The organism is Alloyangia pacifica, assembly GCF_020524285.1.
In the GTDB taxonomy this organism is placed as follows: Bacteria; Pseudomonadota; Alphaproteobacteria; order Rhodobacterales; family Rhodobacteraceae; genus Salipiger; species Salipiger pacificus_B.
Genome location: NZ_JAIVKX010000012.1, coordinates 106,969 through 129,138, shown reverse-complemented (window position 1 = coordinate 129,138; position 22,170 = coordinate 106,969). Strand labels below are relative to the sequence as shown.

The window sequence follows — 22,170 nt, the reverse complement described above, 5'->3', positions numbered from 1 at the left end:
GCGTCATAGGCTCAAAGGCGCCGCCCTGCGGAGCGGTTCGTCAGCCCGCGGGCGTCTGCAGCACGGCGACGTAGAAGCCATCCATGCCGCCGCGTTCGGGCCAATAATCCGGGCGCAGCCGCAGCCCGCCCTCTTCCGAGCGCCACTTCGGCTCGATCCATGCGGCCTCGAGCGGCAGCACGGTGAGCCCGTCGTGACGCCCCAGCGCCTCTTCGACCTGGCATTCGCCCTCGTCCGGCAGCAGCGAGCAGGTGCAGAAGACCAGACGTCCGCCCGGCTTCAGCAGCCCCAGCGCGTGGTCGATCATCGCCGCCTGCAGGCCGATCAGCTCCGAGATCCCTTCGCCCTGCTTGGCGTGCGGCAGGTCGGGGTGGCGGCGGATGGTGCCGGTGGCGGAACAGGGCGCGTCGAGCAGGACGGCATCGTAGCTGCCCTCCGCCTCCAGCGCATCGCCGACCCGCGTCTCCGCCTTCAGCCCGGTGCGCAGCAGGTTCTCTGTGATCCGCGCCATGCGGCTTTCCGACAGATCGAGCGCGGTGACCTCGGCCCCCGCCGCGGCGAGCTGCATGGTCTTGCCCCCCGGCGCGGCGCACATGTCGAGCACGCGCAGCCCCGCCACGTCGCCAAGCAACTTCGCCGGGATCGCCGCGGCGGCGTCCTGCACCCACCATGCACCCTCGTCGAAGCCCGGCAGCGCCGAGACCTGCCCCGGCTCGGCCAGCCGCAACGAGCCGGTGGGCAGCAGCTCGGCGCCGAGTTTCCCGGCCCAGCCCGCGGCATCCGAGGCCACGGTGATGTCGAGCGGCGCGCCGGCGGCATGGGCAAGCTCCATGGCCGAGACCGCCTTGCCGCCCCAGGCCGCGGCCAGAGGCTCGCGCAGCCAGCGCGGCAGCCGCGGCGCGCGCAGCTTGGCCCATTGCTCCGGGCCTTCCTCGGACAGGCGGCGCAGGATGGCGTTGACCAGCCCCGACATGGTCTTCGTCTTGCGGTCCGCCGAGATCAGGCTGACGCAATCGTTGACCACGCCATGCGCCGCGCCGCCGGTGCAAAGCTCAAAGGCGCCGAGCCGCAGCACGTTGCGCACGAAGAGCGGCGGTGCCTTGCGCAGGCGCGACTTCAGCATCTGGTCGCAGCGTCCGAGGTTGCGCAGCACGCCGGTGGCCAGCCGCTGCGCCGCCGCCCGGTCCGCCGCGCCCAGCTTGGCAAACGGCCCGCCCTGCATCGCCTCGCTGAGCAGCCGCCCCTGCCCCAGCACCTGCCCGAGCAGCGCCACCGCCGCCGCCCGTGCCGGGCTCGCTGCCTCTGCCTTTTCCGCGCCTTTGCCTGCCATGGCCCCACTCCGCAAACCTGCGGGTCTTGCCCGCGCATGATCCACGGGCCTATATCAAGCGGACCCACGCAAGGAAAGCACGCCCGAGGAGGGCATGGCCATGAGCGACGACACCAGCCCCGAGCAGACCGAAACCCCCGCGGAACTTCCTGCCGCCGCGCAGCGCGCGCTGGCCGAGGCCGCCGAGCGCCGCAAGGCCGCCGAAGACGCGCTGGCCAGGGAGCCGCGCGCCAAGGAATACGGCGGCCGCGACGGGCTCGACCCGGCGCGCTACGGCGATTGGGAAAAGAAGGGCATCGCGATCGATTTCTGATCGCCGTCCGGAGCACGGACGCGCTGACGCGCGTGTGGGGGCTCTGCCCCCGTCCGCGATGCGGACTCCCCCGGGATACTTGGGCCTAGAAGAAAGGCCGGTGGAGCGAAGGGGGAGCGCGATGCCCCCCTTCTTCTCTTTGAAAATACGCCCGCCGGAGGCGGTCCCGCGCTTTCGGCCGGGCGCGGCGTCAGTCGCCGAGGCCGAGCACGTCGAGCATGTCGTACTCGCCCGGCGCCTTGTCCTGACCCCAGACGGCGGCCTTCAGCGCGCCGCGGGCAAAGAGCGCACGGTCCGAGGCGATGTGCTTGAGGCTGATGCGCTCACCCGCGGCGGCAAAGATCACCTCGTGTTCGCCCACCACGTCGCCGCCGCGCAGCGCGGCGAAGCCGATGTTGCCGCGCTCGCGGGCGCCGGTGATGCCGTCGCGGCCGCGGTCGGAAGCCTCCGAGAGGGTGACGCCGCGGCCCTCGGCCGCCGCCTCGCCGAGCATCAGCGCGGTGCCCGAGGGCGCATCGACCTTGCGGTTGTGGTGCATCTCGACGATCTCGATGTCCCAATCCTCGTCGAGCGCCGCCGCGACCTGCTTGGTCAGCTTGGTCAGCAGGTTGACCCCGAGGCTCATGTTGCCGGCGCGCACGATCACCGCGTGGCGGGCGGCGGCGCGGATCTTCTCGAGATCGCTCTCCTCGAGCCCGGTGGTGCCGATCACGTGCACCGCCCGCGCCTGCGCCGCCAGCTCGGCGAATTGCACGGTGGCCGCGGGGGCGGTGAAATCGAGCACCGCCTGCGCCTTGGCGAAGGTCTCCAGCGGATCGTCGCTGACGGTGATGCCGAGCTCGGTGCCGCCCATGCAGGTGCCGAGATCGCGGCCCACCCAGTCGCTGCCGCTGCGCTCGACCGCGCCGACGAGTTTCAGCTTGTCGCTGGCCAGCACCTCGCGCACCAGCATCTGGCCCATCCGTCCCGACACGCCCGTGACGACAACACCCGGCAGTTCCGACATTTCGCTCTCCGATCTTTACCTTCCCGCAGGGCATACTCCGGCGGCGGCGCGATGGCAAAGGCGATGTCGGCGCCGCCCCGCCCGAAGTGCCCAAAGCCCCCGACGCTATGCGTTCGCGTTCTTGGCAAACCCCTGCAAGGCGCCTATGTCTGCGCCATGGCAAAGAACAGATTCCACGAGGGCTCCGGCCCCAGCCAGAGGCAGCTCCGTGTCGGCGAACTCATTCGCCGCACCCTGGCGGACGTGCTCAACCGCGGCGACGTGCACGACCCCGAGCTGAACCGGCTCTCGATCACCGTCGGCGAGGTCCGGGTGTCGCCCGATCTCAAGGTCGCAACCGCCTATGTGGTGCCGCTCGGCGGCAAGCAGGAAGGCAATATGTTCGAGCTGCTCGAGCGCAACAAGTCCGAGTTGCGCCGCGCGGTCTCGAAGGAGCTGACGCTGAAATACGCGCCGGACCTGCGCTTCCGCCTCGACGAGACCTTCGACCGGCTCGACGAGACCCGCCGCATCTTCTCGCAGGAGGCGGTGCGCCGCGACGTCGAGGGGCAGGACGCGGGCGAGGACGACGACGCGTGAGCCTGCGCGCCGTTCTGACCGCGCTGTCGCTGGCCGCGGCGGCGCTGGTGCCGTCGCTGCTGGCCTCGCAGGCCGGGGCCGTCAGCTGCGAGGGCGCCAGCCACGAGGGCAGGCGCTACACGCTCTGCACGGTCAGCGCGGATGAGGATCTGCGCACCTTCCTGCGCGCCCCCGACGGCTCGGTCTGGGGGCATTTCTCGCCCCTCGACGCGGCGCTGCGCGAGAAGGGCGAGACCCTCGCCTTCGCGATGAACGCCGGCATGTACCACGAGGACCGCGCCCCGGTCGGCCATTACGTCGAGAACGGCGAGGAGGAGATGCGCGTCATCTCCAGCCCCGGGCCCGGCAACTTCGGCATGCTGCCCAACGGCGTCCTGTGCATCGGCGAGGGCGAGGCGCAGGTCTACGAGACCCGCGATTTCCTCACCCGCAAGCCCGTGTGCCGCTACGCCACGCAGTCGGGACCGATGCTGGTGATCGACGGCGAGCTGCACCCGCGTTTCCTGCCCGACAGCACCTCGCGCTATATCCGCAACGGGGTCGGCACCTCCGCCGACGGCAAGACGCTGGTCTTTGCCATCTCCGAGGAGCCGGTGAGCTTCTACGAGTTCGGCACGCTTTACCGCGACGCGCTGAAGATGCCCAACGCGCTGTTCTTCGACGGCAATGTCTCGCGGCTCTTCGCACCCCAGATCGGCCGGGCCGACATCGGCCGCACGCTCGGGCCGCTCATCGGCGTGGTGGTTCCGGTCGAGTGAGCCCTGCGGGGCACGCTGCGCCCCGCCGCGCCCGCTGGCGTGCCAAAGCGGCCTCCGGAGCTTGCCTTGCAGCGCCCCGGGGCCTACCCAATCAATCAGACGACATACCGGAGGCGACATGGACGGCACAGAGCGCAACCACCCGGCGGCCCGGGACCTGCAGGAGCTGACCGCGCAGCTGCTCGAGGCCGCGCGCAAGGCCGGCGCAGACTCGGCGGACGCCATCGCCATCGACGGCACCTCGCTCAGCATCGACGTGCGCGCCGGCGCGCTGGAGCACGCCGAGCGCTCCGAGGGCATCGACGTCGGCCTGCGGGTGCTGCTCGGTCAGCGCAGCGCCGTGGTCTCTACCTCGGACGTGAAGTCCGCGACGCTGGCCGCCATGGCCGAACGCGCCGTGGCCATGGCCCGCGAGGCGCCCGAGGATCCCTACGCCGGGCTCGCCGATCCGTCGCAGCTGGCGACGGACTGGGATCTCGAGGCGCTGGAACTGGCCGATCCCGCCGCCGACCCCGCGCCCGACGCGCTGCAGCGCGATGCGCTGGAGGCCGAGGCGGCGGCGCTGGCCGTGGACGGCGTCAGCCAGGTGCAATCGGCCTCGGCCTCCTACGACGCGCAGCGGGTGTTCCTGGCGGCCAGCAACGGCTTTGCCGGCGGCTACGCCCGCACCGCCCGCTCGACCTCCTGCGTGGCCATCGCCGGCAGCGGGCTGGGGATGGAGCGCGACTACGACGGCGACAGCCGCACCTTCCAGTCGGACCTGCGCAGCCCCGCCGAGATCGGCCACCGCGCCGCGACCCGAGCGCTCGACCGGCTGAACCCGCGCAAACCCAAGACCGGCGCCTACCCGGTGCTCTTCGACGAGCGCATCGCCTCCTCGCTGATCGGCCATCTCGTTGCCGCGGCCAATGGCGCCGCGGTGGCGCGCGGCGGATCGTGGCTGCGCGATGCGCTCGGCGAGCCGGTGCTGCCGGACGGGATCTCGCTGATCGAGGATCCGCACCGGCCGCGCATCTCGGGCTCGCGCCCCTTCGATGCCGAGGGCCTGCCGACCCGCCGCCGTGCGCTGGTCGAGGACGGGGTGCTGAAGGGCTGGACGCTCGATCTCGCCAACGCCCGCAAGCTTGGCATGGCGCCCACCGGCAACGCCGCGCGCGGCACCTCCTCGGGCCCGTCGCCGACGGTCTGGAACCTCGAGCTGACGCAGGGCGACAAGTCGCCGGAGGAGCTGATCGCCGAGATGGGCCGCGGACTCGTGGTCACCTCGATGATCGGCGCGACGATCAACCCCAATACCGGCGACTACTCGCGCGGCGCCGCTGGCTGGTGGGTGGAGAACGGCGAGATCGCCTACCCGGTGTCGGGCGTCACCATCGCCGGCAACCTGCGGCAGATGCTGCGTTCCATGGTGCCCTCGAACGACGCGCGGCCCTGGCTGTCGCGGGTGGTGCCCTCGCTGCTGGTCGAGGGGCTCACGCTTGCCGGCGAGTGATCACGCCGCCGACCGCGCTCTGCTCGAGCGCGCGGCGCGCGAGGCGGGCGCGGTGGCGCTCTCCTTTTCCGGGGATGCGCTCGACGTGCGCTACAAGGCCGCCGACGGCAGCCCCGTGACCGCCGCGGACCTCGCGGTCAATGCCCGGCTCGAAGCGCTGCTGCGCGGCGCGCAGCCGGACTATGGCTGGCTTTCGGAGGAAAGCGTCGACAATGCCGAGCGCCGCGCCGCCGAGCGGGTGTTCATCGTCGATCCGATCGACGGCACGCGCTCCTTCATCGCCGGCGAGGACACCTGGGCACATTCGCTGGCCGTGGCCGAGAACGGCGTGGTCACCGCCGCTGCCGTCTACCTGCCGAAACGCGACCTGCTCTACAGCGCCGCCCTGGGCCAGGGCGCGGTGTTGAACGGCGTGCCGCTGCGCGCGACCGCCACCGGCACGCTGGAAGAGGCCGAGGTGCTGGCGCCGCGCCCGGTGATCGACAGCCCCTACTGGCGCGTGCCGCTGCCGCCGATCCGCCGCGCGCACCGGCCCTCGCTCGCCTATCGCCTGGGGCTGGTGGCCGAGGGGCGCTTCGATGCCATGCTGACCTTCCGTCCGACCTGGGAGTGGGACATCGCCGCGGGCACGCTGCTGCTGCAGGAGGCCGGGGCCAGGGTCACCGACCGGCTGGGACGCCCGCTGCGGTTCAACGCGCGCCACCCGCAACATCCCGGCGTCGTCGCCGCCAACCCGGCGCTGCACGGCGACATCATGGGGCGGCTGACGCTTGCCCCCTGAGGCTCGCCCCATCGCACCTGCCCCCGTCGCCGACCGGCCCGAATGCCGAACAGGTGATCCGGCGGCGTAACGCTGACCCGCGGTAGAATCTTGACGCTGCGGGTGCAGAAAGTAGGTTGCCCGCGTCTGTACGGGAAAGGACCCCCCATGCCTCAACGTCTCCACCTCGTCTTCGGCGGCGAGCTTGTCACCCCCGAGAAGTCCGTCTTCAAGGACGTGAACGACATCCACATCGTCGGCATGTACCCCGATTACGCCTCCGCCTATGACGCCTGGAAGGCCGAAGCGCAGCGCACCGTGGACAACGCCCACATGCGCTACTTCATCGCCCACATCCACCGCCTGCGGGACGAGGAAACCGAGGTCTCCCCGACCGAAGAACTCGGCTGACACCCGTGGCGCGCAGGCCGTTCTCCCTTTCGGCCTACCTGGCCTATGCGCGCGGCCGGGGGGCGGCGCCGCTCGCGACGCCCCCGACCCGGCCCGACGGGCCGCTGCTCTGGCTGCACGCCGGTGGCCCCGGCTCCGGGCAGGCGCTCTCCGCGCTCGCCACGCGGATGAAGATCCAGCGTCCCGAACTGACGCTGCTGGTAACCGGCGAGTCGGACCATCCCCCGGAGGGCGCGCTGCGCGCCGACCTGCCCGGGGAAAGCCCGGCCGAGATCGCCGCCTTTCTCGAGCATTGGCGCCCGCAGGTGGGCTTCTGGACCGGCCAGGAGCTGCGCCCGGCGCTGCTGCAGAAGCTGCACGAGGCCGGCACGCGGCTGGTTCTGCTCGACGCGCGCGATGCGCCCTGGACCAGCCCCGCGCCGAACTGGGTGCCTGATCCCTCCGCCGCCACGCTGCAGTTCTTCGACCGCATCTGCCCGGTGGACGAGGCCGCCCGCCGCCGGCTGCGCCGCGCCGGTGTCGAGGACAGCACCATGCCGACGCTCGGCCCGCTCACCGACAGCGCGCCGCCGCTCGAGTGCAACACCAAGCTCTACGAGGAGATGTCCGGGGTGCTCACCGGGCGGCCGATCTGGCTCGCGGCGAAGCTGCGCAGCGCGCAGGAGGCCGAGGAGGTGCTGCACGCCCACAAGCGCGCCGTGCGGCTCGCCCACCGCCTGATGCTGGTCCTCGTGCCCGCCACCTTTGACCTCGCCCCCGCGGTGGCCGAGGTCGCCCGCGACTCGGGCCTGCGGCTCTGCGCCTGGGAGGCCGGCGAGATGCCCGACGAGAACACCCAGGTTCTGGTCACCGAGGACGCCTCGGAGCTCGGGCTCTGGTACCGGCTGGCGCCGGTGGCCTTCCTCGGCGGCTCGCTGATCAACGGCCACGGCGGCGAGGATCCCATGGAGGCCGCCGCCCATGGCATCGCGCTGCTCTACGGGCCCAACGTCGGGCGCCACCTGCCCGCCTATTCCCGGCTGGCCGAGGCCGGGGCGGCGCGCATCGTGCGCGATTTCGACTCGCTTGCCGGGGCGCTCAGCCAGCTCGTCGCTCCCGACCGCGCCGCCGCCATGGCGCATGCGGGCTGGGACGTGACCACCCAGGGCGCCGAGCTGACCGACGAGATGATCGCGCTGGCCTGCGGCTGGCTCGACGAGGCAGAGACCGCCTGATGCGCGCGCCCGGCTTCTGGCAGACCAGCCCCGATGCTCCCGCCTGGCAGGCCCGCCTGCTCGCGCCGCTCGGCGCGCTCGCCGCCCGCGCCACAGCGCGGCGCATCGCCTCGGGTCCGGGCGAGAAAGTCCCAGTCCCGGTAATCTGCGTCGGCAATATCAACGCCGGGGGCACCGGCAAGACCCCCACGGTGATCGCGCTGCTCGAGCGGCTGCGCGAGGCCGGGGCGCATGTGGTGTCGCGCGGGCATGGCGGCAGGCTGACCGGGCCCGTTCAGGTCGACCCACGCGCGCACAGCGCGGCAGATGTGGGGGACGAGCCGTTGCTGCTCGCCGCCTTCGGCCCGGTCTGGGTGGCCCGTGATCGCGCCGCCGGAGCCCGCGCTGCCATCGCCGCCGGGGCAAAGGTCATCATCCTCGACGACGGGTTCCAGAACCCGGCTTTGGTCAAGGATCTCTCGATCATCGTGGTCGACGCCGGCTACGGCTTCGGCAACGGCCGCTGCCTGCCCGCCGGGCCGCTGCGCGAACCGGTGACCGTAGGGCTGGAACGCGCCGACTTGCTGCTCTCGATCGGCACCGAGGAGACGCAGCGGGGCTTCGACGCGCAATGGGGCAGAGAGATCTCCCTGCCCCGCCTGCGTGGCGCGCTGGAGCCACTGCAGACCGGCATGGATTGGGACGGGCTGCCCGCCCTCGCCTTTGCCGGGATCGGCCACCCCGAGAAGTTCTTCGCCACGCTGAAGGGGCTCGGCGCCAATATCCTCCGGGCCGAGGCGCTGGACGATCACCAGCCCTTCACCGCCGCACTGCTGACCCGGCTGGAGCGCGAGGCGCAGATCTTGGGCGCGCAGCTGGTGACCACCGAGAAGGACGCCGCGCGCCTGCCCGAGAGCTTCCGCCCCAAGGTGCTGAGCCTGCCGGTGCGCCTGCGGTTCCAGGACCCTGCGCCGCTGGAGAGCGCTTTGACGACGCTGGGGCTCTGACCTTCGTCTTTCCCTCAGAGTCCCCCGCCGGAAACAGCCTGCGCCAAACGCGAACGCGGCGCCCGTGAAGGCGCCGCGCCGAGAGTATTGTCGGAAAGATAAACGCCTTATTCGGCGGCCCAGCCGCTGACCGACTTCACCTCGAGGAAGTCGAGGATGCCGAAGGTTCCACCCTCGCGGCCATTGCCCGACTGCTTCATGCCCCCGAAAGGCGCGCCCGCGGCGCGGCCGGTGCCATTGTTCTGCACCATGCCCGAGCGCAGCTGCCGGGTCAGCCGGTTGACTCGCGCCGGATCTGTGCTCTGCACGTAGTTGGTCAGCCCGTAAGGCGTGTCATTGGCGACTCGCACCGCCTCTTCCTCGGTGTCGAACTTCATCACCGAGAGCACCGGCCCGAAGATCTCCTCGCGGGCGATGGTCATCTCGGGGGTGACGTCGGCAAAGACGGTGGGGCGCACGTAGAAGCCCTTGTTCAGCCCCTCTGGGCGGCCAAGGCCACCGGCCACGAGTCGCGCGCCCTCGTCGATGCCCTTCTGGATGAGATCCTGGATCTTGCCCCATTGCACCGCGTTGACCACCGGGCCGATGTGATCGCCCTCCTGCTGCGGATCGGCGACCTTCACCGCTGCTGCCGCCTGTGCGGCCTGCTCGACCGCCGTGTCGTAGAAGGGCGCTTCGACCATCATGCGCGAGGGCGCGTTGCAGCTCTGGCCGGAGTTTTCCATCATGTGCAGCACGCCGCGTTTCACCGCCTCTGGATCGGCATCAGCGAAGACGAGGTTGGCGCCCTTTCCGCCGAGTTCGAGGTGGACGCGCTTCAGCGTGTCGGCGGCTGCCTTGGAGATCGCCCGGCCCGCGCGGGTCGAGCCGGTGAAGCTGACCATGTCCACGTCGACGTGCGACGACAGCTGCGTGCCGACGCCCGCGCCGTCCCCGTTGACGAGGTTGAAGACGCCCTTGGGGAAGCCGGCCTCATCCATCATCTCGGCGAAGAGGATGGCGTCGAGCGGGCTTTCCTCGGAGGGCTTCAGCACCATGGTGCAGCCCGCCACCGCGGCGGCGCCGACCTTCAGCGTGACCTGGTTCATCGGCCAGTTCCACGGGGTGATCAGCGCTGCGACGCCCACCGCCTCGTGGATGATGCGGTGCTCGGGAAGGTCGTCGCGCAGGGAATGCTCGAAGGTAAATTCCTTGGCGGCGCGGATGAAGTTGGTGAGGTGGAAGGTGCCGGCCCCGACCTGGTCCGAGCGCGACAGCGAGATCGGCGCGCCCATCTCGAGGGTCATCGCCTGCGCCATCTCCTCGGCGCCCGCCTTGTAGACCTCGAGCAACTTCTCGACATAGCCGATGCGCTCGGCGACCGGGGTCGCCATCCAGCCCGGCAGTGCGGCCTTGGCGGCGGCAACGGCGGCATCGGTGTCGGCCTGGTCGCCCAGCGATATGACGGCGCAGGGCTCTTCTGTGGCGGGGTTGATCACCGCGTGATCGCGCGGCGCGGCCGGGTCCACCCATTGGCCGTCGATGTAGAACTGGCGCTTCTCGATCATGTTAGTCTCCGCAAGTCTGGACTGAGTCCGAATTTGATCAAATTACTCCCAAGCGTCACAGTGTCACTGTGCCGCGACCGGCGCAAGCGAGCTCTTTACATCGTGACTCCGGCCCGTATCTATTTCGCGAGACCCAAGGCCGATCATTCGGACAGGAAAGGATATTCCATGGCTCTGCGTATCAACGACACCCTCCCGAACCTCCATGTGACCACCGATCAGGGCGCGTACGACCTGCACGACTGGATCGGCGACAGCTGGGCGATCCTCTTCTCGCACCCCAAGGATTTCACCCCGGTGTGCACCACCGAATTCGGCGCCGTCGCGCAGCTTTCGGACGAATGGGCCAAGCGCGGCACCAAGGTGATGGGCATCTCGGTCGACGGCGTCGAGGAGCACAAGAAGTGGAAAGGTGACATCGAGACCGTCGCCGGCACGGGCGCGGGCTTCCCGATCGTGGCGGACGAGGATCTCGCCGTCTCCAAGGCCCTCGACATGCTGCCTGCCGAGGCCTACCTGCCCGACGGACGCACCCCGGCCGACAGCGCCACCGTGCGTTCGGTCTTCATCATCGCGCCGAACAAGAAGGTGCAGCTGATGATGACCTACCCGATGTCGGTGGGCCGCAACTTCGCCGAGGTGCTGCGCGCGCTCGACGGGCTGCAGCGTACCTACGAGCAGCCGCTGGCGACCCCGGCGAACTGGGAAACCGGCCAGGACGTGATCGTCGCCCTGTCGCTCAACAACGAGCAGGCAGCCGAGAAATACGGCGCGCTGGACATCAAGCTGCCCTACCTGCGCTTCGCCAAGAACCCGGAGTGATCCGGCCCGCGGCCCGACGCGGCCGCCATCGCAGCTGACCAGCACCCGCCGGGCCTCCGGCGGGTGTTTTCTTCTCCGGGGTGCTTCGCGTTGCACCTGCTCTCGCCGAGGGTACCACGGCGAGAGGCTCGCCCCAGGGTGGTGCCCTTCCGCCGGGCAACCTGCTAAACTTCCGGCATAGCGATCTGAATACCTTTAGCCCTTTGAAAAACCTATTTTAAACGAGGCCCGCATGCCGCGCGCGATACTGCCATTGCTCCGTGTTTTCCTTGTCTTCCTGATGGTCCACGCCGCCACCGACCTGGCCGCGCAAGAAACCGCCGACGCCCCGGCGCCCGCCGACAGTGGCGCGGCGGAAAGCCCGCCCACCCCCGCCGAGGCGGCCATCGGCAGCGCCGAGGAACGCGGCCGGCAGGCGCTCATGTCGAACCCCGAGGTGATCGGCGCGCGCGGCGCCGCCGACGCGCCGCTGCCCGCCGAGAGCGACGAGGCGCTGATCGCGGCGCTCACCGATCCCGCCATCCCCTCGGAAGAGCTCGCCATCCGCGCGCTGCCGCTGACCGCCGCGGAAATGAGCCAGCTCGCGCAGGCCTGGCAGAACATGGCCAAGGGCATGACCAAGGCCGTGGTCGAGGAACAGCTCGCCGTGCTGGCCAAGGAGAATGCCGGCCAGGAAGAGGTGCCGCGGGAGCGCCTGACGCAGCTGATCGAGCTGCGCAACAACGCCTTCGAGAACCTCTCGACCGTGGTCGACGGGCTCGAGGCCAAGGGCGGCGACGCCGCCGAGGTCGCCGGTTACCGCGCCTACCGCGGCGCGATCCACGTGGACGAGACCCAGCGCGCCGATTGGCGCACCCTGCTCGCACAGGCGGCGAACTGGGCTACCGATGAAGACGGCGGCCTGCGGCTGGCGCTGCGCGTGGCGGTCATCGTCGGCTCGCTGCTGGCTCTCCTGATCATCGCCCGCGCGGTGCGCGGCGTGGCGCGTCGCGGGCTGTCGCGGGTGCCGGATCTGTCGAAGCTGCTGCAGGCCTTCATCGTCATGGTGATCTACTGGCTGACCATCGCCTTCGGGCTGATGATCGTTCTGAGCGCGCTGGGGATCGACGTGACACCGCTCTTCGCCCTGGTCGGCGGCGCTTCCTTCATCATCGCCTTTGCCATGCAGGACACGCTGGGCAACCTTGCCGCCGGGCTGATGATCATGATCAACCGCCCCTTCGACGAGGGCGATTACGTCACCGTGGCGGGCACCGGCGGCACGGTGCAATCCGTGTCGATCGTCTCGACCACCGTGGTCACCCCCGACAACCAGGTGATCGTCATCCCGAACTCCAAGGTCTGGGGCGACGTCATCACCAATGTCACCGCCAGCGACACCCGCCGCGTCGATCTGACCTTCGGCATCGGCTACGGCGATTCCATCGAAAAGGCGCAGGAGGTGCTCGAGAAAGTCGTGTCCGAGCACCCGCTGATCCTCGACGATCCGGCGCCGGTGGTGCGGGTCAATGCACTGGGGGCGAGCTCGGTGGACTTCATCTGCCGCCCCTGGACCAAGGTCGACGACTACTGGACGGTCTACTGGGATCTCACGCGCCAGGTGAAGGAAGCCTTCGACCGCGAGGGCATCTCGATCCCCTTCCCGCAGACCGATATGCACGTGCACATGGCCGCGCCGGCCGCCCTGCCCTTCGGCGATCCGGGCAAGGGCGAGGCGGCCAAAGCAGGGGTAGACACGTCCGCCGATCCCACGCCCGAGGAGGGAGAGCCCTACTACGCGCGCGAGGACCGGGTGACCTCCTTCCGCCGCGGCGACGAGGGCTACGACGAGGACTCGGACAACACCTGAGCCGGCTCAGAGGTTGAAGTCGTAGACCCCGCCCCTGCGGCGGGGGATCGACTGGCGCTCGATCATCCGCCGGGTGTGCGGGCGCTCCGGACCCCGGTGCAGGGCCATCAGCCGCTCGAAGGTGCCGCCGTCGGCCTTCGTGCGGCGGGTGTTGTGGCGGATGTACTCGACCCAGGTGGGCACGTGGTAGGTCTCTTCCCAGATGCGCGGATCCTCCAGATCGCGCATCAGCACCCAGTTCTGCGCCCCGTCGCGGATCCGCACCCGCCGCCGCTCGGCCATGATCGCGAGGAACTCCGGCACATCGTCCGGATCGATCTCGAACTGCGTCACCGCCACGATGGGGCCGCTGCGCATCTTCAGGTCGAGTTGCAGGGCCGGCTCCTTGAACAAATCGAGCGGCGAGAGATCCAGATCGCTGTACTCGGGCAACGGCATCTTCAGGCCGACCAGCGCCGCCACCGCCAGCAGGCCCGCCGCCCCCGCCAGCGCCGTACCGAGCCCCCAGCCGTCGGAGACCGAGCCCCAGACCCAGCTGCCCGCCGCCATGCCGCCGAAGCTGGCCGACTGGTAAAGCGCGATCGCCCGGCCCACCACCCAGCGCGGGGTCGAGAGCTGCACCGTCACATTGAGCAGCGACAGGGCGACCGTCCAGGCCATGCCGTTGAGCATCAGCGCCGGCAGGCAGGCCCAGAGCGTCGGGGCCACCGCCAGGATCGCCGTGCCGATCGTCGCGGCGGCGGCGGCAAAGCGCACGAGATGTTCGTTGTCGAAATGGTCGCGCAGCCGCGCGTTGTTGAGCGCGCCGATCACCGCGCCGACGCCGAAGCAGCCCAGCATGATGCCGAAGGTCGAGGCGTCCCCGCCGAGCCGCTCATGCGCGATCAGCGGCAGCAGCGACAGCACCGCCACCGAGCCGAAGCCGAACAGGAAGGCGCGGGCCATGACGTTCATCAGGTTGGGCGACATCGCCACGTAGCGCAGCCCCGAGCCCACCGCGAAGCGCATCGGTTCGGGCGGCAGCTTGCTGTCCGGCGGGGGCGACTTCCAGCGCCAGAGCACGGCGATCATCGGCAGGTAGCTGACCGCGTTGAGCGCGAAGGCCGCCGCGGCCCCGGCCGCCGCGACGATGATGCCGCCGATCGCCGGGCCGATCGAGCGCATGGCGTTGAACGCCATGGAGTTGAGCGTCACCGCCGAGGGCAGATCCGTGCGCGGCACGATATCCCCGAGCGAGGCCTGCCACGACGGGTTGAAGAAGGTCGAGCCGGTGCCGATCAGGAAGGTCAGCACGAGCAGCAGCCAGGGCGTCAGCAGGTCGAACCAGGCCAGCGCGCAGAGCAGCGAGGCCGAGGCCATCATGAAGAGCTGCGCGCCGATCATCACCCGGCGGCGGTCGAAGTTGTCCGCCAGCGTCCCGGCAAAGACCGCGAACAGCATGGTCGGCACCGTCACCCCGGCCTGCACCAGCGCCACCATCGCGTCGCTGTCGGAGATCTGCGTCATCATCCAGCCCGCGCCGACCGACTGCACCAGCGTGCCGAGATTCGAGGCCATGGAGGCGGTCCAGCGCGCCCGGAAGGCCGGAATGCGCAGGACGGTGAGGGGCGACGCGGATTTGGTGGGCATGAGGCTCGGGGGCTGGTCGCCGGCCCGGGGGAGCGACAGGTATACGGGCCTGCCGCCAAGGTAGAGCGGGTTTTTGCGGTGTCGCCAAGGGGGCGGCGGAAAAATAGATGCCGGGCGCATGTATTTGCCGAGCGTGCCACGCAGTGCAGCATGAGCCGGGCCGACGGACTGCGGTGCACAATAGAAAAGGGCGGGCCTTGCGGCCCGCCCCCTCAATCTCGCACCGAAGCGAAGCTCAGAGCGTCGGGTAGATCGGGAAGCCCTTGAGGAACGCCTCGACTTCGCCCTTCACCTTGGCCTCGACCTCGGCGTTGCCCTCTTCACCATTGGCTGCGAGACCGTCGACCACCTCGATGATCCAGTCGGCGATCTTGCGGAACTCCGCCTCGCCGAAGCCGCGGGTGGTGCCGGCGGGCGAGCCCAGGCGGATGCCCGAGGTCACGGTCGGCTTTTCCGGGTCGAACGGCACGCCGTTCTTGTTGCAGGTGATATGCGCGCGACCCAGGGCCTTCTCGGTGGCGTTGCCCTTCACGCCCTTGGGGCGCAGGTCGACCAGCACCACGTGGGTGTCGGTGCCGTGGGTCACCGTGTCGAGGCCACCCTTGATCAGCTGGTCCGACAGCGCCTGCGCGTTGGCGATGACCTGCTTGGCGTAGTCCTTGAACTCGGGGCGCAGCGCCTCGCCGAAGGCCACGGCCTTGCCGGCGATCACGTGCATCAGCGGGCCGCCCTGGATGCCGGGGAAGATCGCCGAGTTGACCTTCTTTGCGATGGTCTCGTCGTTGGTCAGGATCATGCCGCCGCGCGGGCCGCGCAGGGTCTTGTGCGTGGTGGTGGTGGCCACATGCGCGTGCGGGAAGGGCGAGGGATGCGCGCCACCGGCCACGAGGCCCGCGAAGTGCGCCATGTCGACCATCAGGTAGGCACCGACGCTGTCGGCGATCTCGCGCATCTTGGCGAAATCGATCTGGCGCGGGATGGCCGAGCCGCCGGCGACGATCAGCTTGGGCTTGTGCTCGTTGGCCAGCTCCTGCACCTGATCGTAGTCCAGCAGGTTGTCCTGCTTGCGCACGCCGTACTGGATGGCGTTGAACCATTTGCCCGACTGGTTGGGCTTGGCGCCGTGGGTCAGGTGACCGCCGGCGTCGAGGCTCATGCCGAGGATGGTGTCGCCGGGCTGGATCAGCGCCTGGTAGACGCCCTGGTTGGCCTGCGAGCCGGAGTTCGGCTGCACGTTGGCGAATTCGCAGCCGAAGAGCGCCTTGGCGCGGTCGATGGCGAGATTCTCGGCTACGTCGACCCAGTCACAGCCGCCGTAGTAGCGCTTGCCCGGGTAGCCTTCGGCATATTTGTTGGTGAGCACCGAGCCCTGCGCCTGCATCACGGCGCGGGAGACGATGTTCTCGGAGGCGATCAGCTCGATCTCGTCGCGCTGGCGGCCGAGCTCGCCGGTGATGGACGCGAAGAGTTCGGGATCGCGGGAGGAAAGCTCTTCGGTGAAAAAGCCGGTGTCGCTGGGCGCGGCGGTCATGGGCAGTCTCCGGGTGTCAAGGATTCGAGTTCCGCGGCCTGAGTAAAGGAAACCGCGGCCAACGCAAAGACGCCAATGCGACAGCTTGTGTTTCTGTACCGGCGTCTCTGGCGGCGCAGGAAAACTTGTGATTGTTTCGGAACATCCCGGACGCGACCGGAAACCGCGCGACAGCCAGAAAGACCCCGGACCCATGTCTCTGAGAATAGCCTTCTGCGCCTCGCGCGCGCCGATCGCCCAGGCGGCCCATGCCGCCCTGACGCGCCGCTACGGCGATCACGCCGAGCGCGGCGCCGACGTGATCGTGGCGCTGGGGGGCGACGGGTTCATGTTGCAGACCCTGCACCGCACGCAGGAGTTGAACGTGCCGGTCTACGGCATGAACCGCGGCACGGTCGGATTCCTGATGAACGCCTATTCCGAGCACCGGCTCGAGGAGCGACTGGAAGAGGCCGAGGAGGCCGTGATCAACCCGCTGTCGATGTCGGCCACCACCGTCGATGGCAAGGTGCACGAGGCTTTGGCGATCAACGAGGTCTCCTTGCTGCGCACCGGCCCGCAAGCGGCGCGGCTGGCGATCCACGTCGATGGCAAGTTGCGCCTGCCCGAGCTGGTCTGCGACGGCGCGCTGCTGGCCACGCCGGCCGGCTCGACCGCCTACAACTACTCCGCGCACGGGCCGATCCTGCCCATCGGCTCCGAGGTTCTGGCGCTGACCGCGGTCGCGGCCTTCCGCCCGCGGCGCTGGCGCGGCGCCTTGCTGCCCAAGGCTGCCGAGGTGAGCTTCGAGGTGCTCGAGCACGAGAAGCGCCCGGTGATGGCCGAGGCCGACAGCCAGTCGGTGCGCGAGGTGGTGCGGGTCGACATTCGCTCGGCCCCCGACGTGGCGCACCGGGTGATGTTCGACCCGGGCCACGGCCTGGAAGAGCGGCTGATCCGCGAGCAGTTCGTCTGATCCCCGGCCGCGGCTCGGGACAGGCAGCAACAGGAAGGAACAGCCGATGCTCCAGGGCCTGCATCACGTGGCGCTGATCTGCGGCGATTACGCCCGCAGCCGTGCCTTCTACGTCGATCTGCTCGGGCTGGAGGTGATTGCCGAGACCCACCGCGCCGAACGCGACAGCTGGAAGCTCGATCTTGCCGTGCCCGGAGGCGGGCAGCTGGAGCTTTTCAGTTTCCCCGACCCGCCCGAGCGGCCTTCGCGCCCCGAGGCGAAGGGGCTGCGGCATCTCGCCTTTCGCGTCGCCGACATGGCCGAGGCTGTGCTCTGGCTCGAGGCTGCAGGCGTCGAGGTCGAGCCGGTGCGGATCGACCCGCTGACCGGCAAACGCTTCACCTTCTTCGCCGATCCCGACGGGCTGCCGCTGGAGCTTTACGAGATCTGATTTCCGCGCCGCGAGGTCACGGCGCCTCGCCTCTGGGGACTTCGCCTCCCCCGGGCGCTTCCTTCGTAAGCGTTACAAAGAGCCCCCTAAAGGATCTATTCCCCGCTTCCCTTCGGCACCCTATATTGGCGTACGCCAATACGGGAGCGCGAAAATCGGTTGTGATCGTCCCTTTACAACCGCTCGAGCGAACAGAGGGCTTTACTAGTGAGATCGATCACACGGCAACTGGAATGCCTGCGAACTAGCTTGGTACGCTCTCAGTCGCCGACTAGCAGCAGATACACCCGCATTCGGTCCACAACCGCCGGATACTCTTCCACGTTTGAGATCTCTGGCTCATGCTCGATAGTAGCGAAATAGGACTGATGTGTCTGAACGCGACTCAGGAAACCGCGCATGATGTCGCTAAAGGCGAGCTTGTTCGGAGTGTCGAAGCCGCGCCTGACACCGGCTGCAAGGCAGTCAATGACAGAGACCGGCGTAGCCGTTCCATCTGCGATGGCAGGTATCTCGCTTGCCGTGCGCGCGACCAGACCGGCAGCGAATGAAAGGCTGAGCGGCACTAGCTGAGAGACTAGCTCACGGGCGCGCGGGCAAACTGCCTTTTCAGCGGGGTCGCCGCCGAGTTGTCTTTCTATTTCGCGCAAAGGTTCGCCGCGTAACCAAGCCAGAATCCCGGGTTCGAGGTTTCTCACGGCATCGGCCGTGAGCGGTCCGTCCTTCTTGTTTCCGGTAGCCCCGAGAATTGCTCTACCATCACGGATCAGAAGAGCATCGCGCGCATCCTGATCCTCTGCGAGCCATTTGATGATCCAGGACGTCCAGTCGAGTATTGTCTGGGGTAGCTGTTCAATCTGATCCTCGATCCTTTGCCGGAGCGATTTGAGTATGCCAAGCGGCGCGCCGCTCTGAGTGGCAAGCTCCGCTAGGACCTGATCGTTGGCCTCCTTCGCTCTCTCGCCAATAAGCTCGTTCAGTTTCGCGACTTTCGCATCGAACTCAGCTTTCTTATTGCTTCTCTTGGCCGTGAAGGCCGCCAGTGACCGTCCTATCGAGAAACGCGTTGTTGCTTCGGTTTCTGCGCCATCAGGCGAGACCGCAGTAGCCAAGCGGTTCAGGGCATACTCGACATCGGGGTCGGCAGCAGGCGCCACATTAATGCGATCAAGAATTGTCTGCAGGGGATCGCTCAGGGACAGGCAGCGGTCGTCCTCAGGCAGTACTGACTTCAGTTTGTCGAGCACTCCTGGAACGAAGGGGCTGCCGCGCCTGAATTGAAGCACAGCTTCAGGGATCAGCAGTACGATGCCGTTGGCGAGGTGACCGGCACGCCCTGCACGGGCCGCTGCATTCAGTATCTCATGCGCCTCCAGGTCCTCGCGCCCTCCTTCATCCGGGTCGCTACGCTTGTCCCCGGCAAGAATGGCAATATGAGCCGGAAGGTTGAGCCCCTGCGCCAGCGTCGGTGTGGCGACGATGACTTTTGCCCCGTCGGCACGGCGGAACAAGCGTTCTGCCAGATCGCGCTCCTGCCTGAGCATCAGCGCATTGTGGGGCACAGCAGCGGCGGGCCCGCGCAAGATTGCGTGTTCCAGACCGCCGAGCTCAATCTCCAGCGCCTTCCATCTTTCTTCTTCATCTTGCGTTTGCTCTGGCGGGTCACCCAAAAGCGCCGAGATTTCACGAGCAGTAGACGCGGCAGTATCCTTGCGGTTGACGAAGACGATACCTTTCACGCCGTTGCGAGCAGCAGCCGCCGCAACCTGCGCTGCCACCTTATTTACATTAGGGGTCAGATAGATCGAACCATCCCTGTTGAGCTTACCGGTTAACGTGACCGGCGCATCGGATATGGCCGTCAGAGTGCAGCTTGGCGCTGCGCCAGCCAGCCAGTTGTGCTGAAGTCCAAAGAGAGCATGCGGCGGACATTGTAGCGCCTCAGCGGCCGGTTTGCGCAGGTTCTTTGCGCGCTTCTTCTTTCGGACATCCTCCGCGCGCTGAACGGCAATCGCGTTACGTTTCATCTGAGCGATGGCGGCACTCTCATATAGCAGGACGCCACGCGCTTGTCGGCTCGGCTTCCAAAGCGGATCGACAAAAACACAGGTTCGACCGGTAAGCTCTTCAATCCACTCCGCGAATGCAGCGCCATTTTCAAGCATCGCAGAAAGAAAAAGGAAGTCGGCTTCCGGTGCGATGCTGTTGAAGGCAAGGACGCAGAACATTCCGTCCAGCGCTCGGCGGAGACTCGATACGGGGCTGAGGAGATGACATTCATCAAAGACCAGCAGCCCCACGTTATCAAAAGCCTCTGGCGAGTATGACAGAAGCGCAAGACAGCGCTCCGGCGTCATGACTTCGATGCTTTCGAAGTTGGTGCCGGAGGCGAACAAGCGGTCGAAATCGCTCGATACAACAGAACCTTCCAGCGATTCCGGGAAGACCTTCTGCAGATCGTCGGTGAGCTGATCCACGAGTGCATGAGTTGGAGCGACGAACACAACCGACTTGCCGCTTGCGAGCACAGCAGCAATCTTCAGGCAAGAGACCGTCGTTTTTCCCGCGCCGGTCGGCAGAATTAGCACGGCGGAATTGCCGCTTTCATGGAAGCCTTTCGCTATGGCTTCCCTATGATTTGGCCAGACAAAAGGTGCGGCATTCGCACGATGCCTCAGCCAGCTTCGCCAGTAGTCCCCATCTGAACCATCAGGCGGTTGCAGGCGTGTAACCGCCGCGTCCACAATGGTATCATAGGCTGCGAGCAGCAGTGACGCGAGGTGACGCGGTCCCGGGTAGTTAGTCTGAAAATTCTGGGACAAATCGCCGAGGCGACCGTGCTCTAACGAAGAAAGGGCCAACACGCGGGCGAACGCCGCCCTTGCGCCGTCGAACCGCCCTGCCGCCTTCTCAGGCACGTCTGTTGCCAGCACTTCCGCTGCAAACAACTCGACACCGACGACGAGGCTCTCGAAGAGCGCCGTTGTTCCCCGCTGTTCAAGCGCTCCACCGATGAAGAACCCTGCCGGACGGCGTTGCGCGCGTTCAAGAATGCTCTGGAAACTACCGCGCGCCAAGTCACGGATATCTTCGGCCAAAATTGTGCAGACATAGTCCTGCTCTCCATCTTCCGGCCGGATGAAGCGCGCGGCTTCTTGGGCGTCCGCGTACTGCTCGGCCACCAAGAAAAGCACCGCCGCCGCAATCGCTGGATGTATGCTATCCCGATCCATGATGGCAAAAGGCCGGGTTGCATCGTTCTGCTCGAGGTCCTGCGCCAGAATTTGATGTGCTGTACCGGCAACGAATGCGGCTGCCCGGCGGTAGTCAGCGTCGCGCCGGACGGACACAACGATCTCGTATGCGTCGGCAATACGGGCGAGAGGCCACTCGACGTCAGAGGCGCCGTCACCCATCGCATCTTCAGCGCCTTCTACACGTCTCATTCTGCGAGCAGACAGCTCTGCATACTGCGCTGTAAGTAACTGCGGCAGATCGGCGGGATTCAGGCCTGGCAAGGCTGGCGCGGTACGTATGATCTCCGCGGTCACCGGGTCGAACATTAGTGATCTTCCTTCCCGAGCTCGTCGATGAAGGCGATCGCCTGACCGGCAATTTCGTCAAACCAAGTGCGCAGCTCTGAAGGCGGCAGAAATGTTGCTCCGATGCGCTGAGCTCCGGTGATCATTTCAAGACGCTCATATCCCTTGAACAACGCTGTGCGTCCCGCCTCCGAATCGTGTTCAGAATTGATTGTCAATCCGGCACGGTAGGCCCTGAATTCCATATCAAGAACGCGCCCCGCAGCCTCCATGACCGCTTCGTCGGGAATCTTACCGTCAAGTAACGAGGATGTTGCCGCCACCAGCTCCGAAGCCCTTTTGCCGACATGATAGTTTCGGAAGGCAGGCAGAACTTCGTCTCTGAATTTTCTCCGTGGGTCGTTCGAACACTTGTCTTCGAGAATTGTCACACGGACGACCGTTTCACCCTTTTCGTCCAGTTCGATAATAAGCCCATCAAGGCCCTGTGTCGTCGCACTGATGTGCGGGTCTTTCATGAGAACGTTGGCGGCAGCACCCTGTCGGGCGACGATCCAAAAGATCGCCTCGAAGATCAGACCGTCCCGATGCCATCGATGAGCGTCCTGCTTTTCTGGCGTGTCTCCAGTCACGGTCAGACGCTGTTTCGCATCGGCACGGAGCGCGTCGATCGTCAATGCCGGGACCGCTGGCTGCAGGTCAGTGATAATCCGCGCCGCGTGCTTCGCCTGTCCCATAGCGATGATCGCTATGAGCCGGGCCAGTGAATCGAAATCACCGACAGTCCAGTGATCGCCGACACAGTGCTCGTTGACTTTGCACGCAGCCGTCAAAATCGCCGTTGGAGATACCCCCCGGCTTCCGGTTCGTCGGAAACAGACATCTTGTCGGAGCCGTCTGCCTCAAGGGCCTTGTTCATCTGGCTCAGCCCCTCACACCTCGGCCCCACAGGCACATTCTCTACAGCGAACGCGCCGCAGGCAAGCGAGAGCGAATTCGTGAACTTATCTGGTTTT

Annotated in this window: 19 protein-coding genes; 12 read left to right on the top strand and 7 right to left on the bottom strand. The window is 67.5% G+C overall.

Annotation, left to right across the window (positions count from 1 at the left end; genetic code table 11):
- Positions 1–40: 40 nt before the first annotated feature.
- A complete protein-coding gene (locus LC039_RS17455) occupies positions 41–1,330 on the bottom strand; it encodes an RsmB/NOP family class I SAM-dependent RNA methyltransferase (RefSeq protein WP_226626859.1) in 1,290 nt (429 codons plus the stop codon).
- Positions 1,331–1,430: 100 nt separating this feature from the next.
- Here LC039_RS17455 and LC039_RS17450 point away from each other — a divergent pair, with 100 nt between their 5' ends.
- A complete protein-coding gene (locus tag LC039_RS17450; protein ID WP_226626857.1) occupies positions 1,431–1,643 on the top strand; it encodes a DUF1674 domain-containing protein in 213 nt (70 codons plus the stop codon).
- A 190-nt stretch (positions 1,644–1,833) separates the two neighbouring features.
- On the opposite strand, the gene dapB is transcribed toward LC039_RS17450, so the two are convergent.
- Complete coding sequence (gene dapB, locus LC039_RS17445) at positions 1,834–2,649, bottom strand: 4-hydroxy-tetrahydrodipicolinate reductase (RefSeq protein WP_226626854.1); 816 nt, start codon at positions 2,647–2,649, stop codon at positions 1,834–1,836.
- Positions 2,650–2,805: 156 nt separating this feature from the next.
- Between dapB and rbfA the strand changes: the two genes are divergently transcribed.
- The 7 genes from rbfA to lpxK all read left to right on the top strand — a co-directional run bounded on the left by rbfA (position 2,806) and on the right by lpxK (position 8,849).
- Positions 2,806–3,228, top strand: coding sequence for a 30S ribosome-binding factor RbfA (rbfA, locus tag LC039_RS17440; RefSeq protein WP_226626851.1), 423 nt, complete (start codon positions 2,806–2,808; stop codon positions 3,226–3,228).
- Positions 3,229–3,230: 2 nt separating this feature from the next.
- Complete coding sequence (locus LC039_RS17435) at positions 3,231–3,986, top strand: phosphodiester glycosidase family protein (RefSeq protein WP_226626994.1); 756 nt, start codon at positions 3,231–3,233, stop codon at positions 3,984–3,986.
- A 118-nt stretch (positions 3,987–4,104) separates the two neighbouring features.
- Positions 4,105–5,478, top strand: a complete 1,374-nt coding sequence (locus tag LC039_RS17430) for a TldD/PmbA family protein (RefSeq protein WP_226626849.1) — start codon at positions 4,105–4,107, stop codon at positions 5,476–5,478.
- Entirely contained in the window at positions 5,465–6,259 is a 795-nt protein-coding gene (locus LC039_RS17425) for an inositol monophosphatase family protein (protein WP_226626847.1), read from the top strand. The genes LC039_RS17430 and LC039_RS17425 overlap by 14 nt, the downstream gene beginning before the upstream one ends.
- Positions 6,260–6,406: 147 nt before the next feature.
- Positions 6,407–6,649, top strand: a complete 243-nt coding sequence (locus LC039_RS17420) for a DUF4170 domain-containing protein (RefSeq protein ID WP_066108458.1) — start codon at positions 6,407–6,409, stop codon at positions 6,647–6,649.
- 5 nt (positions 6,650–6,654) lie between these two features.
- The gene (locus tag LC039_RS17415; RefSeq protein WP_226626845.1) at positions 6,655–7,863 is read left to right on the top strand and encodes a 3-deoxy-D-manno-octulosonic acid transferase; all 1,209 of its coding nucleotides are present in this window, start codon (positions 6,655–6,657) and stop codon (positions 7,861–7,863) included.
- A complete protein-coding gene (gene lpxK / locus LC039_RS17410; protein WP_226626844.1) occupies positions 7,863–8,849 on the top strand; it encodes a tetraacyldisaccharide 4'-kinase in 987 nt (328 codons plus the stop codon). The genes LC039_RS17415 and lpxK overlap by 1 nt, the downstream gene beginning before the upstream one ends.
- A gap of 107 nt (positions 8,850–8,956) precedes the next feature.
- On the opposite strand, the gene LC039_RS17405 is transcribed toward lpxK, so the two are convergent.
- Positions 8,957–10,396: an aldehyde dehydrogenase family protein gene (locus LC039_RS17405; RefSeq protein ID WP_226626842.1), complete on the bottom strand. Its 1,440-nt coding sequence runs from the start codon at positions 10,394–10,396 to the stop codon at positions 8,957–8,959.
- A gap of 168 nt (positions 10,397–10,564) precedes the next feature.
- Here LC039_RS17405 and LC039_RS17400 point away from each other — a divergent pair, with 168 nt between their 5' ends.
- Positions 10,565–11,218 (top strand): peroxiredoxin, encoded by a 654-nt coding sequence (locus tag LC039_RS17400; RefSeq protein ID WP_226626841.1) that lies wholly within the window; start codon positions 10,565–10,567, stop codon positions 11,216–11,218.
- Positions 11,219–11,450: 232 nt separating this feature from the next.
- Complete coding sequence (locus tag LC039_RS17395; RefSeq protein ID WP_226626839.1) at positions 11,451–13,067, top strand: mechanosensitive ion channel family protein; 1,617 nt, start codon at positions 11,451–11,453, stop codon at positions 13,065–13,067.
- Between the two features lie 6 nt (positions 13,068–13,073).
- Here LC039_RS17395 and LC039_RS17390 read toward each other — a convergent pair whose 3' ends face one another.
- Both LC039_RS17390 and glyA read right to left on the bottom strand, forming a co-directional pair.
- Entirely contained in the window at positions 13,074–14,696 is a 1,623-nt protein-coding gene (locus LC039_RS17390) for an MFS transporter (RefSeq protein ID WP_226626836.1), read from the bottom strand.
- Positions 14,697–14,931: 235 nt separating this feature from the next.
- The gene (gene glyA / locus LC039_RS17385; RefSeq protein ID WP_226626834.1) at positions 14,932–16,227 is read right to left on the bottom strand and encodes a serine hydroxymethyltransferase; all 1,296 of its coding nucleotides are present in this window, start codon (positions 16,225–16,227) and stop codon (positions 14,932–14,934) included.
- Between the two features lie 193 nt (positions 16,228–16,420).
- On the opposite strand from glyA, the gene LC039_RS17380 reads away from it, so the two are divergent.
- Positions 16,421–17,182, top strand: coding sequence for an NAD kinase (locus tag LC039_RS17380; RefSeq protein WP_226626831.1), 762 nt, complete (start codon positions 16,421–16,423; stop codon positions 17,180–17,182).
- A gap of 46 nt (positions 17,183–17,228) precedes the next feature.
- Positions 17,229–17,612, top strand: a complete 384-nt coding sequence (locus LC039_RS17375) for a VOC family protein (protein ID WP_226626829.1) — start codon at positions 17,229–17,231, stop codon at positions 17,610–17,612.
- A 260-nt stretch (positions 17,613–17,872) separates the two neighbouring features.
- On the opposite strand, the gene LC039_RS17370 is transcribed toward LC039_RS17375, so the two are convergent.
- Positions 17,873–21,175: a DEAD/DEAH box helicase gene (locus LC039_RS17370; protein WP_226626826.1), complete on the bottom strand. Its 3,303-nt coding sequence runs from the start codon at positions 21,173–21,175 to the stop codon at positions 17,873–17,875.
- Positions 21,175–21,987 carry a hypothetical protein gene (locus tag LC039_RS17365; protein WP_226626823.1) on the bottom strand — a complete coding sequence of 271 codons (813 nt, stop codon included), beginning with the start codon at positions 21,985–21,987 and terminating at the stop codon, positions 21,175–21,177. Before LC039_RS17365 ends, LC039_RS17370 begins: the two co-directional genes overlap by 1 nt.
- Positions 21,988–22,170: the final 183 nt, after the last annotated feature.

Excerpts from the sequence above, each read along its gene's own strand:
- LC039_RS17455 (WP_226626859.1), bottom strand. The coding sequence starts at position 1,330 with ATGGCAGGCAAAGGCGCGGAAAAGGCAGAGGCAGCGAGCCCGGCACGG.
- rbfA (WP_226626851.1), top strand. The coding sequence starts at position 2,806 with ATGGCAAAGAACAGATTCCACGAGGGCTCCGGCCCCAGCCAGAGGCAG.
- LC039_RS17380 (WP_226626831.1), top strand. The coding sequence starts at position 16,421 with ATGTCTCTGAGAATAGCCTTCTGCGCCTCGCGCGCGCCGATCGCCCAG.
- glyA (WP_226626834.1), bottom strand. The coding sequence starts at position 16,227 with ATGACCGCCGCGCCCAGCGACACCGGCTTTTTCACCGAAGAGCTTTCC.
- LC039_RS17370 (WP_226626826.1), bottom strand. The coding sequence starts at position 21,175 with ATGTTCGACCCGGTGACCGCGGAGATCATACGTACCGCGCCAGCCTTG.
- LC039_RS17395 (WP_226626839.1), top strand. The coding sequence starts at position 11,451 with ATGCCGCGCGCGATACTGCCATTGCTCCGTGTTTTCCTTGTCTTCCTG.
- LC039_RS17405 (WP_226626842.1), bottom strand. The coding sequence starts at position 10,396 with ATGATCGAGAAGCGCCAGTTCTACATCGACGGCCAATGGGTGGACCCG.
- LC039_RS17420 (WP_066108458.1), top strand. The coding sequence starts at position 6,407 with ATGCCTCAACGTCTCCACCTCGTCTTCGGCGGCGAGCTTGTCACCCCC.
- lpxK (WP_226626844.1), top strand. The coding sequence starts at position 7,863 with ATGCGCGCGCCCGGCTTCTGGCAGACCAGCCCCGATGCTCCCGCCTGG.
- dapB (WP_226626854.1), bottom strand. The coding sequence starts at position 2,649 with ATGTCGGAACTGCCGGGTGTTGTCGTCACGGGCGTGTCGGGACGGATG.
- LC039_RS17430 (WP_226626849.1), top strand. The coding sequence starts at position 4,105 with ATGGACGGCACAGAGCGCAACCACCCGGCGGCCCGGGACCTGCAGGAG.
- LC039_RS17450 (WP_226626857.1), top strand. The coding sequence starts at position 1,431 with ATGAGCGACGACACCAGCCCCGAGCAGACCGAAACCCCCGCGGAACTT.
- LC039_RS17400 (WP_226626841.1), top strand. The coding sequence starts at position 10,565 with ATGGCTCTGCGTATCAACGACACCCTCCCGAACCTCCATGTGACCACC.
- LC039_RS17375 (WP_226626829.1), top strand. The coding sequence starts at position 17,229 with ATGCTCCAGGGCCTGCATCACGTGGCGCTGATCTGCGGCGATTACGCC.
- LC039_RS17390 (WP_226626836.1), bottom strand. The coding sequence starts at position 14,696 with ATGCCCACCAAATCCGCGTCGCCCCTCACCGTCCTGCGCATTCCGGCC.